Source organism: Cetobacterium somerae ATCC BAA-474 (assembly GCF_000479045.1).
Taxonomy (GTDB): domain Bacteria; phylum Fusobacteriota; class Fusobacteriia; order Fusobacteriales; family Fusobacteriaceae; genus Cetobacterium_A; species Cetobacterium_A somerae.
On sequence record NZ_KI518221.1, the window covers coordinates 1 to 13,854 of the forward strand.

The 13,854-nt window shown below is 27.0% G+C and carries 10 protein-coding genes; 5 read left to right on the forward strand and 5 right to left on the reverse strand.

Going from position 1 to position 13,854, the window contains the following annotated elements:
• The 5 genes from HMPREF0202_RS14055 to HMPREF0202_RS14075 all read right to left on the reverse strand — a co-directional run.
• The coding region (locus tag HMPREF0202_RS14055; RefSeq protein WP_023051384.1) for a beta-galactosidase at positions 1 to 1,929 on the reverse strand (1,929 nt) is incomplete at its 3' end.
• A gap of 9 nt (positions 1,930 to 1,938) precedes the next feature.
• Entirely contained in the window at positions 1,939 to 2,742 is an 804-nt protein-coding gene (locus HMPREF0202_RS14060) for a carbohydrate ABC transporter permease (RefSeq protein ID WP_023051385.1), read from the reverse strand.
• The gene (locus HMPREF0202_RS14065; protein WP_023051386.1) at positions 2,732 to 3,613 is read right to left on the reverse strand and encodes a carbohydrate ABC transporter permease; all 882 of its coding nucleotides are present in this window, start codon (positions 3,611 to 3,613) and stop codon (positions 2,732 to 2,734) included. Before HMPREF0202_RS14065 ends, HMPREF0202_RS14060 begins: the two co-directional genes overlap by 11 nt.
• An 11-nt stretch (positions 3,614 to 3,624) precedes the next feature.
• Positions 3,625 to 4,893, reverse strand: coding sequence for an ABC transporter substrate-binding protein (locus HMPREF0202_RS14070; protein WP_023051387.1), 1,269 nt, complete (start codon positions 4,891 to 4,893; stop codon positions 3,625 to 3,627).
• 27 nt (positions 4,894 to 4,920) lie between these two features.
• Complete coding sequence (locus HMPREF0202_RS14075; RefSeq protein WP_023051388.1) at positions 4,921 to 5,961, reverse strand: LacI family DNA-binding transcriptional regulator; 1,041 nt, start codon at positions 5,959 to 5,961, stop codon at positions 4,921 to 4,923.
• A gap of 400 nt (positions 5,962 to 6,361) precedes the next feature.
• On the opposite strand from HMPREF0202_RS14075, the gene HMPREF0202_RS14080 reads away from it, so the two are divergent.
• From HMPREF0202_RS14080 to metH, 5 genes are read left to right on the forward strand one after another with little or no spacing between them, the layout of a single operon-like run.
• Complete coding sequence (locus tag HMPREF0202_RS14080; RefSeq protein WP_040407704.1) at positions 6,362 to 7,633, forward strand: O-acetylhomoserine aminocarboxypropyltransferase/cysteine synthase family protein; 1,272 nt, start codon at positions 6,362 to 6,364, stop codon at positions 7,631 to 7,633.
• A gap of 12 nt (positions 7,634 to 7,645) precedes the next feature.
• Positions 7,646 to 8,524, forward strand: coding sequence for a methylenetetrahydrofolate reductase [NAD(P)H] (metF, locus tag HMPREF0202_RS14085; protein WP_040407701.1), 879 nt, complete (start codon positions 7,646 to 7,648; stop codon positions 8,522 to 8,524).
• Positions 8,525 to 8,537: 13 nt separating this feature from the next.
• Entirely contained in the window at positions 8,538 to 9,272 is a 735-nt protein-coding gene (locus tag HMPREF0202_RS14090; RefSeq protein ID WP_261795771.1) for a homoserine O-succinyltransferase, read from the forward strand.
• Positions 9,269 to 10,222, forward strand: coding sequence for a homoserine dehydrogenase (locus HMPREF0202_RS14095; RefSeq protein WP_023051392.1), 954 nt, complete (start codon positions 9,269 to 9,271; stop codon positions 10,220 to 10,222). Before HMPREF0202_RS14090 ends, HMPREF0202_RS14095 begins: the two co-directional genes overlap by 4 nt.
• Positions 10,223 to 10,234: 12 nt before the next feature.
• Positions 10,235 to 13,624: a methionine synthase gene (gene metH / locus HMPREF0202_RS14100; RefSeq protein ID WP_023051393.1), complete on the forward strand. Its 3,390-nt coding sequence runs from the start codon at positions 10,235 to 10,237 to the stop codon at positions 13,622 to 13,624.
• Positions 13,625 to 13,854 lie beyond the last annotated feature (230 nt).

The following is a 13,854-nucleotide window of genomic DNA, read 5'->3' on the forward strand; positions in this document are numbered from 1 at the left end:
AATATAATTTAATGGTTCTAAAACATAATTTTCATTATTAAATTTAAAAGTCTCTAATTTATCTGTAAAATTAAATATATAATGTCTATTTAAATAGCTATTATAAATTAAGTTTTTATTATCAATTGCTTTTTCTATTTGAAGATCTTTAAATATATCTTCAAATAGATCAGATAATCCATCTACTTCTAAAAGAGTTCCAATGTGATAAGCACTCCCTAAACCGTAATTATTTTTTGAAATTGCTGCTTGTCCTTTATAGAAAAACTTGTTGTGCGTACCTAAAGCATTAGCATTACATAAGGTTATCATTTCATTAAAATACTTAGAAAAATAAAGTTTATCTTTATAACTAATCTCTCCTTTTTCCTCATTTGTTAGAGCATCAATTTCATCAATATTTATTCCTAAAACTTCTTTTAAGTAACCTGGAAATCCTCCTAAATGACAAAGATCATCATTATTTACATATCCAACAGGAGCTGTTGTTACAATGGTCCCGCCATCATTTACAAATTTTTTAATCTCTTCTGCTAATTCTTTTTCTAATACATACATCATTGGAATTATAACTAGTTTATACTTATCTAATTTACTATCTTCAAAAACTATATCAATATTCACTCCCATTGATTTTAAAGATTTATAAACTTTCAGTACGTTCTCATAATAGTCCATACCTTCATTCCTAGGTCCTTGAGTTCTTTCTAGGGCATATTTATTTATCCAGCTATAATATATTGCAACTTTTGTTTCTACATTAGTTAATTTATAATCTAATTTTTCTAAAGTTTCTCCTAATTTTTTAACCTCTTTAAAAACTCTATGATTTGATTTTCCACTATGATCTATAATTGCACCATGAAATTTTTCTGCAGAACCTCTACTTTGTCTAATTTGAAAATAAAGAACACTTAAACTTGAGTGAGCTATACTTTGAAGAGAAGCTAGTGATAATAAATTATTAGGTTTTAATTTCGAATAACTTTGCCAATTTGTTGAAGATGGCGAAGATTCCATTAACATAAAAGGTTTATTTAAATCAGTTGATCTCATTAAATCAAAATTAAATGCAGTTTCAAAAGCTACATCTAAATTATTTTTAATCATCCATTCTGGATAAGAATCATAACTGATTATATCTACATGTTTTGAAAATTCTCTGTAATTCATATTATTATTTCCTGTTCCATGATAATTTGTAGTAAATGGTAAATGATTTGTTATACTTTTTATACATTTCTTTTCAAAATTAAAAAAATCAATGTAATTTTTTACCATAAATTGACGATAATTTATATCTAAAGCTGTAATACTCATCTCTCCTATAGTCATTGGAGTATGAATTTCATCGAAATTTTCATACGAATGAGACCAAAAAGTTGTCCACCACATTTTATTTAAATTTTCAATATTTTCATATTTTTCTTTTAACCATTCTCTAAATTTTTGCTGACATAACTCACAATGACAATCTGCTCCAAATTCATTTGATATATGCCATAAAATTATATTCTTATATTTTAAAGATATTTGTGCTAACTTTGTATTTATTATCGATATTTTCTCTCTGTATATTGGTGAATTTGTACAAAAATTATGCCTATTTCCTTGTAATTCTCTAATACCATCATTTCTAACGACTCGAACTTCTTCATATTTATTTCCTAACCAAGTTGGTTTAGCTCCAGATGGAGTTCCTAAAATTATATTAATCTTATTTTCAGAAAGTTTTTTTATTATATCTTCTAGCCAATCAAAATTAAATACTCCTTCTTTTGGTTCTAATTTTGACCAAGAAAACATTCCTAACGTTATAGTATTTATCTTAGCTTCTTTCATTAATTCTATATCTTGTTTTAGTATTTCTGGATAATCTAACCATTGTTCAGGATTATAGTCTCCACCGTACAAAATTTTATTAGTCATTACTCCTCCTTATTTTATAGAACCTGTCATACCTTGAACAAAATGTCTTTGTAATGTAAAAAATACTATTATCATTGGTAATGTTGCTATAATAAGTATCACCATAAGAGCACCATAATCTGGAGAATATCCATTTGATATAGAAGCTGCCATCATTGGTAATGTCATTTTCTTATTTGACTGTAAAACTATTAATGGCCACATATAACTATTCCAAGCTCCCATAAACGCCACTATACCTGCCGCTGCATATGTACTTTTCATAACAGGAAAAACAATTTTTAAAAATATTCCAAATTCTGAGAGTCCATCCAACCTGGAAGCTTCAATTAATTCTCTAGGAAAAGCTTTAAAAGATTGCTTAAAAAAGAATGCTAAATAAACACTTGATATACTCGGTAAAATTGCAGCTAAGTACGTATTCAATAATCCAATTTTAGTAAAAATTTTAAATAAAGGTATTAGTTGACCTGCAAAAGGTATCATCATCGAAAATAACATTACTTTAAATATAAAATCTCTTTTTGAATCTGGAAAAATAACCAAAGAATATCCTGCTAAAGATGATATTATTAAAACTAATATTGTAATAGATAACGCTATTACTAAACTGTTTTTTAATCCTAGTAAGACATTTGCCTTTTTAATGGCTGAAGAAAAATTTATTAAAAAATTTGTACCGATACTCATTTTTCCTATAGTAATCTGGCTAGAGCTATTAGTCGCTCCTATTATAAGCCATAAAAAAGGAAAAAGAGTAAATATAGAACAAATAATTAAAAAAATATGTGAGACTAAATTTTTAATTTTCATTTGACTCCTCCTTAGTTATTTTAAATTGAAGTAGTGCCAATAAAACTGCTGCTAAAACAATGAATACAGCTATAGTTGATGCATAACCCTGATTTGGACTATATTCAAAAAGAGTCTTATAAACAAGTTGTGATAAAGTTATAGTAGCATCTCCTGGTCCACCTTTAGTTAATACCATTGTTTCATCAAATAATTGTAGTGTTCCAATTGTTGAAGTAATTGATGTAAATATTATTATTGGTTTCATAAGCGGAATAGTTATACTAAAAAATTGTTTAAATTTTGAAGCACCATCAACAGTTGCAGCTTCATAAATTTCACCAGGTATATTTTGCATAGCTGCCAAATAAAATATCATATTATAACCTGTCCATCTCCAAACTAAAGCAAATATAACTACTATTTTAGCCCAAAATGGGTCTCCTAACCAATTTGTAGGCTCTCCTATTATATGTAAATTAATCAAAATTTTATTTACTATTCCATCTGGGGCTAACATCATTTTGAACAATACTGAATAAGTTATTAGTGATGTCACACACGGTAAAAATATAATTGTTCTATATATTCCTCTTCCTTTTAGAGAACTATTATTTAATAGTGCCGCAATAACCATTGCCAATAATAGCATTATAGGAACTTGAATAATTAAATAAAACAATGTATTACTAAAAGCCTTTAGAAATAATTTATCACTAAATATGCTTATATAATTTCCTATTCCAACAAATTTAGATAAATTTCCTCTGTAAGAAAAAAATGTTAAACCAAAAGACCAAATAACAGGAATTACAGTAAATAGTCCCCATAAAATTAGAAGTACTATTAGCATATTCCATCCTATTTTATTTTCTCTATTTTTTATATTCAAAAGAATTCCTCCTATTTACTTATCAGTTGCTGTGTTTTTTCTTGTGCTTTTTCTAATAATTCATCTTCTGAAATTTTTCCACTATAATAATCTGGTAATAACATCATTATATTTGATGATACTTCTCCATAATATCTACCGTATTCAACATTTGGAACTAAACTCATCCATTTAATAAAATCTTGATATATCTTTTGACCACCGAAGAATTCTACACCCGTAGCATAGACTTCTCCTTCACCAGCAGGAATGTACGTTCCCACAACTCCAGCTTCTTTTAATAAAGTTTGATATAACTCTATATCTGAACCTAGAGTTTCAGATAAAAATTTTTTAGCTAAATTCTTTTTATTTGTATTCATAACATACCAACTAGCTCCACCTTCATTAGAGCTATTTAATCCAAATCCATTATCCGTTCTTGGTGTTGGTGCAATTCTCCACAATCCACTTTGCTCAGGAACAGACATAACAGTTGCCGTAAACCAAGATCCACTTACTGAAGATGCAGCAGTTCCTCCGTTTACAGCCCCTATAAAAGTTGTCCAGTCTATAGCTTGTTTCACTATTTTATTATCTAGCATATTTTTTATAACTATTAAGCTTTCTTTAGCTGCTTCATTTCCAATAAGATTTATAGAACCATCTTTTTTAAAGTAATTCGATCCTTGAGATTGTAAAATAGTTTCAAATGTAGTCATTTCATTAGGAACAAATGTAATCATATCTATATTTGTTTTTTCCTTTACATTTTTTCCTATTTCAACAAATTTATTCCAAGTTATATTTTCTAGATCTTTTTCTGTGTACCCTGCTTTCTCTAATATATCTTTTCTATAATAAATTCCTGTTACACCTGTATCAAATGGAACTCCATATATTTTATCTTTTATAGTCATACCACCAACTTTATATTGTGCAAAATTATCATAATTTATTATATCTTGTAACTCTGTAAAAGCTTCATTATACGTATTTAGAATCATCGGTGCATTTCTATCACCTAACAAAAGTATATCTGGATAAGTACTTTTATCTCCAGTCGACAAAACTGTTATAAGTTTTTGTTCTAAATCTAGCCTAGACATCTCTACAACTTCAAGTTCTACTTGATTATCTGGATTTTTTTTATTATAACTTTCTTTAGCAAGTTCAATAGATTTAATATTAAAATTTGGATCCCATGCCCATACCTTCAATACATTTTCTTTTTCTTTTTCTCCACATCCAAACAATACTAAAAGTAACGTTAAAATTGATAGTCCTTTAAAAAATCTCATAAATCAACACCCCTTAATTTTTTATTTTTATGAATTTAAATAATCTTCTAATTTTTCTATTAGCTTAACATCTATTTTTGAAGGATTTTCTGCTGCATACTCAGGTATAATTAATGATTTAATTGCTTCCACTGCTCCTTTATTAAAATCAGGAGCAACTGTCTTTATTCCTTGAATAAAACTATATTTTAAATTATCATAACCCCAAATTTGAGTATTTTTAAATTTTTCTTTTAATCCTAAATCTTTAATTACATCTAAAAAACTATATGCCATTGTATCATTTGCTGAAATTACTGCATCAATTTTAATATTTTTCTCCAAAAACTCTTGTATTTTTAAATATGAGTCATCTTTTTTAAAATTACTTGATATAATTAGTTCATCTCTTAATGGAATACCATTATCTTTTAAGCATTGAATATATCCTCTTTTTCTTTCTGATCCTGTTAATTTTTTTTCATCTCCAGATATATAAAGAATTTTTGTACAACCTAAATCAATTAATCGTTTTGTAATTTCATACGATCCTTCATAATCCATTACATTTATTAAAAAAGTACAGTTATTTTTTTTGTGTCCTTCTAAATCTTTTCTATAATCTATTAATGCTAATTTGTAATCTTTTTCCATTAAATGCTTAATTAAATTACTTTCTTGATTTAAACCTATAAAAATTCCTCCAGCTATACTTCCATTTCTAAAAAAATTTTCAATTCTCATTTCTCCTATTTCATCTTCAATTATATCTACAAGAACTTGATGTTTATATAAAAAAGCCTCTTTTATACAAGCATCTATAAAATCAGTAAAATATACGAAATTTTTCCCTTGATTATTTTTAATACTCTTTTCATAATTTTTTTCATATATAAAAATTCCAATAACACTGTTTATCTTTCCAGCTAAAGCTTGAGCATTGGAGTTAGGTACATAATTATATTTTTTTACTATTTCTAAAACCTTCTCTCTTGTTTCAGCGCTTATTTTTGGATAATTATTTAAAACTTTAGATACGGTACTTCTAGATACTCCAGCAAGCTTTGCAATTTCAACACTATCTAACATATCAATCTCCTTTAATGTTTAACATTTTAGGGAACACGTGTTCCTTAAAACAAGGATACCTCATGATTTATCTATTTGTCAAATTATTTTTTACTAACCTTCTATCAATAAAAATAATTTCAGAAAAAATTTGAATTTTTTTTTTATTTATGCTATAGTATAAAAAATATTTTACAGGAGTGGTTGATATGTTTGATAAAATAATAAAAACTACAATGATGAATATGATGCCTTTGGGAGTTGGTACCAAAAATTAATTTTTTAATTTTGGGACGAACTCATTTTGATTTGCTTAAATGAGATCTCCCAAAGATATAGAGCTTTTAAATATAGCTTGGGAGATATTATCTCTCAAGCTTTTTTTATTTCTATATCTTTTTTACAAAAGGGAGGATTAACTATGAGTTATAAATTTGAAACAATTCAATTACACGGTGGACAATATCCAGATTCAGAAACAGGTTCAAGAGCAGTTCCAATCTATCAAACATCTTCATACGTTTTCAAAAGTAGTGACCATGCTGCTAATTTATTTTCTTTAAAAGAAAATGGAAATATCTATACTCGATTAGGAAATCCAACAACACAAGTTTTAGAAGAAAGAATCTCTCTTTTAGAAGGTGGAATAGGAGCTTTGGGAGTAGCCTCTGGTGCTGCTGCTGTAGCGTATACATTTTTAACAATTGCAAAATGTGGTGATGAAATCCTTTCAGCAAACAATATTTATGGTGGAACGTATAATTTTTTAACTAATACTATTATTGATTATGGAATTCATACTAAATTTTTTAATCCAAAAGATTTAAACCAATTAGAAAACTTAATAACTTCAAAAACAAAAATAATTTTTATAGAAAGTCTCGGAAATCCAAGTGGTGATGTTGTTGATATTGAAAAAATCTGTTCTATAGCTCATAAACATAACATTCCGGTGGTTGTAGATAACACATTTGCAACTCCATATTTAATAAAACCTTTTGAATTCGGTGCTGATATAGTTGTTTACTCAGCTACAAAATTTTTAGGTGGACACGGTACATCAATAGCTGGATTGATAGTAGATAGTGGTAATTTTAACTGGAAAGATTCTAAATTCGAAACTTTTAATACTCCTGATAATGGATATCATGGATTAAAATATTCTGATTTAAATGAAAAAGCTTTCATAACAAAAGCTAGAGTTAAAACTTTGAGAGATACTGGAGCTGCTCTATCCCCTTTTAATTCTTTTTTAATACTTCAAGGAATCGAGACTCTCTCTTTAAGAATGGAAAGACACGTAGCAAATGCAGAAAAAATAGCTGAATTTTTATTTAAAAATAATGAGGTTGAATGGATTAGTTATCCTAAATTTCAGGAAAATATAGAAAAAGAGTTAGTAGAAAAATATTTAAAAAAAGGAGCAACATCAATCTTTACTTTTGGATTAAAAGGAGGTCGAAAGCGTGGAAAGAAATTTATAGATTCTCTACAGCTTTTTTCACACCTTGCAAATGTAGCTGATGCTAAATCTTTAATAATCCATCCTGCATCAACAACTCATGGCCAATTAAACGATTCAGAATTAGAAAGTTGTGGAATAAAACCCGAAACAATAAGAATATCTATTGGATTAGAAAATATCTATGATTTAATTGAAGATTTAAAAAATGCTATTGAAATTACTAAATAGGAGATGGATTTTATGAAAATTAAAAACTTATATAAAATAAAAAAACCAGTTATATCTTTTGAAATTTTTCCACCAAATGAGAAATATCCAATTGAATCAGTTTATGAAACAATTGATGAACTTGCAAAACTAAAACCTGATTTTATAAGTGTCACTTATGGAGCTGGAGGTACTATAAGAGGAAGAACTGTTGAAATAGCTTCTAGAATAAAAAAAGTCTATGGAATAGAACCTTTATCTCATCTAACATGTTTTGGTGCTAAAAATAATGAGATTGAAGATATTCTAAAAAAATTAAAAAAAAATAATGTTGAAAACATTCTAGCTCTAAGAGGAGATTTTCCAAAAGATAATAGTGAAATTAAAGGTGATTTTAAATATGCTAGTAAATTAATTGAGAAAATTAAAAAAGAAAAGGAGTTCTGTGTAGGGGCTGCATTTTATCCTGAAGGACATCAAGAAACTAATGATCTTTTAGATTTATTTTATTTAAAAGAAAAGGTAAAAGAAGGTGCAGATTTTCTAATATCACAAATCTTTTTTGATAATAACTACTTCTACGATTTTAAAAATAAATGTGATAAGTTAGGAATTAATATCCCTTTAATTCCTGGAATAATTCCTGTGACTAATGCAAAACAAATAAATAAAATAACTGAGCTATGTGGATCAACTATTCCACCAAAATTCCAAAAAATACTAACGAGATATGAGAATAATCCTGAAGCTTTAAAAGAAGCTGGAATAGCCTATGCTGTTGAACAAATAATAGACCTCTTATCTTCAGGAGTTCCTGGAATTCATATTTATACTATGAATAAAGTTGATGTTGTGACTGAGATTATGAGAAGGATTAAATATGTGAAAGAACATCTACAGGAGGTGAATTAAGATAAAAATAGGAATCATAAATCTAATGCCAATAAAAACAGAAGTTGAGTCACAATTTTCTACAATTTTTCAAAAAATAAATAAAAATATTGAGTTAAAGTATATCTATCCTATTACACATATATATAAAAATACCTCTTTCAATTATATTAAACAAAATTATATTCCTTTAAATGAGATAAGGAAAGAAAAGTTTAATGGCTTTATTGTAACTGGAGCTCCCATAGAAAAATATGACTTTAAAGATGTTGATTTTTGGAAAGAAATAGATAATTTTTTTAAAACTAATTTGTTACCAACCATCTATATCTGTTGGGGAGCTCAAGGGGCATTGTATTCAAAATTTGGAATAGAAAAATATGAGTTAAAGAATAAACTTTTTGGAGTCTATGAACATACTATTAAAACTGATAATCCTTTTATAAAAAATAAGTTTCAAGCTCCTCATTCTAGAAGTACATCTAATCGAAAAGAGTGCATACAAAAAGCTGAACTTATTATTTTGGGAGAATCTAAGGAGGCTGGTATTTATATGTGCACAAGCAAAGATTATAAGGATATATTTATATTTGGACACAGTGAATACCAAAAAGAACGACTAAAATTCGAATTTGAAAGAGATGGAAAAAGTATTCCTCAAAACTACTTTAAAGAAGATAATCCAAATAACGAACCTATTTTTAGTTGGGAAAATCATAGAGATGAATTTTATAAAAATTGGATAAATTTTATAGGAGGTAACAGATGAAAATTGCAATTATAGGAATTGGAACTATTGGTAAGGGCGTTCTTGAACTTTTAAATAAAGAAAAAGAGAACATTGAAAAAAGAATTGGCGAAAGTATTGAAATATCTTGGATATGTGATTTGAAAGAAAATATAAATGATATTGGAGATTATAACTTTACTAAAGATTATAAAAAAATTTTAAAAGATGATTCTGTTGAGACTGTAATAGAGCTTATTGGAGGAAATACAGTTGCTTTTGAGATCGCTAAAGATACTTTAAAAAATAAAAAAAATTTAATAACTGCAAATAAATATCTTTTGGCTACCAAAGGTAAAGAAGTCTTTAAATTAGCAAAAGAAAATAAAGTAAAAATATTTTTTGAAGGAGCTATAGCTGGTGGAACCCCAATTGCTTCATCTATCTATGAAGGAGTTTTTTCTGGTGGAATAAAACAAATAAGAGGAATTTTAAATGGAACATCAAACTATATTTTAAGTAAAATGGAAGAGGGATATAGTTATAAAGATGCTCTTAAAACAGCTCAAAAAGAAGGATATGCCGAATTAGATTCCACTTTTGATGTAAAAGGAATAGATACTGCTCACAAAATAAGTTTACTTTCCTATTTAATTTGGGATGAGTTTATAGACTTTGAAAAAATATCAATTAAAGGAATAGATTTTATCACAGATAAAGATATTAAAATTGCTAAAACTTCTGGAAAGAGATACAAATTAATTGGTGAAGCTACTAAAGAAGATGAAGCTATTAAAATAGTTGTAAAACCAGTTCTTATAGATAAAAATGATCCTCTATATAATGTAAATGATGCTTATAATGGAATCGAAAGCTATGGTAAACATTTAGAAAAAACATTCTTTTCTGGAAAAGGAGCTGGAGCATTACCTACAGCTACATCAATTATAGGTGATTTATATAAAATTAAAAATTCTAATGCTTGGTACTAGATAGGGGGAGTTATGTTAACTAAAAAAAAGATTTACATATTAGATGGTGCTACTGGAACGGTAATCCAAGACTATCATTTATCTGAGAAAGACTACACTGATAATAATTATAAATATATTGGATGTCATGAAATTTTAAATAAAACTAGACAGGATATAATTTTAGATATTCATAAAAAATATATAGAAGCTGGTGCTGATATTATTGAAACAAATACCTTCAATTCAAATAGTATCTCTTTAAAAGATTATGGATTAGAAAACGAATCTTATTTTTTATCCTTCCTTGGTGCTAAATTAGCTAGAGAAGCGGTTGAAAATTCTAAAAAAGAAATTTTAGTTGCAGGTTCTATAGGACCTACAAATAAAAGTGCATCTATTTCTACAAGTAAGAGCATCTTAGATCGTGAAATTGATTTTAATGAACTATTTGAAAGTTATTTGATTCAAGCCAGAGGACTCGTTGATGGAGGTGTAGATTTATTTTTAATAGAGACTATTTTTGATGGTTTAAATGCTAAAGCAGCAGTTATAGCATGCGAGAAAGTAGCCAAAGAGAATTCTAAAAAAATACCCATAATGATATCTGCTACTGTTAATAAAAATGGGAAAATACTTTCTGGACAAGATATAAAATCATTAATAACCTCTTTAGATAGAGATAGTATTATATCTTTTGGACTTAACTGCTCTTTTGGTGCAAAAGATTTAATTCCACTAATTGAAAGTTTAAATCCATATACAGATAAATTATTATCTGTATACCCTAATGCAGGACTACCAAATGAAAATGGAGAATATGATGAAAAACCTCAAATAACTTTAGAATATCTAAAAAAACTTATAGATAATAAGAAAATAAATATTATTGGTGGATGTTGCGGAACTACTCCAGCTCATATTAAACTTATCAGTGATTACTCTAAAAATTATTTACCTAGAGAAATTAATTTTAAGGAAATTAATAAGTTCTTTTTAGCTGGTAACCTTCCATTAGAAGATAATAAAAATTTTTATCTAATTGGAGAACGAAATAATGTTGCAGGTTCTAGAAAATTTAAACGATTAATAGAGGAAAAAAAGTATGAAGAAGCTATTGAAATTGCTAAAGAACAAATAGAAAATGGAGCTGATATAATTGATATCAACTTAGATGATGCACTATTGGATTCAAAAAAGGAGTTTGAAATATTTTTAAAAACTTTGAGCAATGATTCAGTTGTATCTCAAGTTCCTATTATGATTGATTCATCTAATTTTCAAGTAATTAAAACTGCTTTAAAAAATATATCTGGAAAAGCAATAGTTAACTCAATAAGTTTAAAAGATGGAGAAAAAGAGTTTTTAAAAAAAGCTGAGATCATTAAAAACTTCAGTGCTGCATTAGTTATTATGGCATTTGATGAGAATGGGCAAGGAATTGATTTTGAACGAAAAATTGAAATATGTCAAAGATCTTATAATTTATTAATTAAAAATGGGTGGAACGAAAAAGATCTTATCTTTGATCCAAATATTTTAACAATTGGAACTGGCTTAAAGGAAGATAGATATCATGCTGTCAATTTTTTCAAGGCAACTAAATGGATAACTGAAAATTTAAAAGGAGTTAAAATAAGTGGTGGAATTAGTAATGTATCTTTTGCTTTTAGAGGCAATAACCCACTGAGACAGTTAATTCATAAACAATTTTTAAAAGAGGCTATTAAAAATGGTTTAAATATGGGGATTATAAATCCAAATGAAAAAAATATTAAATTTCCCGTGGAATTAGTTCACTTAGTTGATAGATTAATTTTAGGTGAAGAAGTTGTTGAAGATATTTTAAAGTTTTGTAAAACCCTTCATTTAAATGATGAAAATAATGAGAATTTAAAAAATAAGATTAAAGATAAGAAAAATCTAAAAGTTGAAGAAAGACTACATATAAAAATATTAGAAGGAAAGAGCAATAATTTAGAGTTTGATTTAAAAGAGGCTCTTGAAATATACACTCCTCTAGATATAATCCAAACTATCCTCATGACTGCATTAGTTGAAGTTGGCAATAAATTTGAACAGGGAGAGTTTTATCTACCTCAAATTATTAAATCTGCTATTATCATGGAGAAAGCTGTAAAATATCTAACACCATATATAAATCAAAATGAAACATATAAAAGTATCAGAGGAAAAATTTTAATGTGTACTGTTAAAGGAGATGTTCATGATATTGGAAAAAATATCACTAAAATTGTATTAAAATGTAATGGGTATGAGATTATTGATTTAGGAGTAATGGTTGAAAAAGAACGTATTTACCATGAAGCTATAAAAAATAATGTAGACATTGTGACATTGAGTGGTTTAATAACTCCATCTTTAAGTGAAATGGGTGAAGTTCTTGAACTTTTTGAAAAAAATAAAATTAATATTCCTATAATAATTGGTGGAGCTGCAACTTCAAAACTTCATACTGCTCTTAAATTAGAACCAAAATATAAAAATAAAGTTTTTCATGTTACAGACGCTTCATCTACTGTTCCAATTTTAAATTCTTTACTTAATAAAGAATCTGATATTTTTAAAGAAAGAACAAAGAAAGAATATGATACGTTACGATCTTTGTATTTTAAAAATAAAGAAAATTTAATAACTAAAAATATAGAGATTGCTAGACTCGATTCCAAATATGTAAGCTACAATCCAATTAAACCAAAGTTTTTAGAAAGAGTTTCTATGAAAATCACACTTGATAAAATTCTTCCATACATTGATTGGAGTATTTTTTTAGCCACTTTAAAAGTTAAAAAAACTCAAGAAGAATCAAAAATTTTAAAAGAAGCTTACAGTATTTTAGATTATTGGTTACTTAAGGAAATACATGTAAAAGCTGTTTATAAAATATATTCTACAACAAAAAATAGTGACACCCTAGATATTGATAATCGGAAAATTCCACTTATAAGAAACCAAGGAGATACAAATGAATCTCTGTCTGACTATATAGAAACAAACGATTATGTAGGAGCATTTGTAGCATCTATAAAGCCACTAAATGAGGAAAATATATTTGAACAGCTTTTAGCTAATACAATAATTGAGGGAGCTTCTTCATATTTACAGGAATATATATCAAAAAATAACTGGAATATTAATATTAGACCAGCTATTGGTTATCCTTGTTTACCTGATCATTCAATAAAAAAAGATATTTTTGAAATTATAAATGGCGAGGAAACTGGTGCAAGTTTAAGTTCAAACTTTGCTATGACTCCCTCTTCGACTATTTGTGGAATTTATATAGGAAATCCTAAAAGTGAGTATATCTCACCTAAAATAATCCTTGATGATCAAATAAAAGAGATTTCAAAAATTAAAGATATCGATTTAAATCTTATAAAAAAATATATGGGACTATGATTTCTAAGTTTTCTTGAAATTTTATATACAATCTGAAAAATTATTCTAAAATTTATCAAAAATCTCTGAGAAAATCCTCTTTTATTATTAAGAAGAAATTTTCTCAGAGCAATTTTTTCTTTAACTAAATTATCTTATTACAAAAACTTGCAATTTTTATAAATATAGCTTAAGATATCGAATTAACTCCTATTTTACATTTAACGCAAGTGCTATACAACCTAGTAATC

Excerpts from the sequence above, each read along its gene's own strand:
- HMPREF0202_RS14075 (WP_023051388.1), bottom strand. The coding sequence starts at position 5,961 with ATGTTAGATAGTGTTGAAATTGCAAAGCTTGCTGGAGTATCTAGAAGT.
- HMPREF0202_RS14095 (WP_023051392.1), top strand. The coding sequence starts at position 9,269 with ATGAAAATTGCAATTATAGGAATTGGAACTATTGGTAAGGGCGTTCTT.
- metF (WP_040407701.1), top strand. The coding sequence starts at position 7,646 with ATGAAAATTAAAAACTTATATAAAATAAAAAAACCAGTTATATCTTTT.
- HMPREF0202_RS14070 (WP_023051387.1), bottom strand. The coding sequence starts at position 4,893 with ATGAGATTTTTTAAAGGACTATCAATTTTAACGTTACTTTTAGTATTG.
- metH (WP_023051393.1), top strand. The coding sequence starts at position 10,235 with ATGTTAACTAAAAAAAAGATTTACATATTAGATGGTGCTACTGGAACG.
- HMPREF0202_RS14080 (WP_040407704.1), top strand. The coding sequence starts at position 6,362 with ATGAGTTATAAATTTGAAACAATTCAATTACACGGTGGACAATATCCA.
- HMPREF0202_RS14060 (WP_023051385.1), bottom strand. The coding sequence starts at position 2,742 with ATGAAAATTAAAAATTTAGTCTCACATATTTTTTTAATTATTTGTTCT.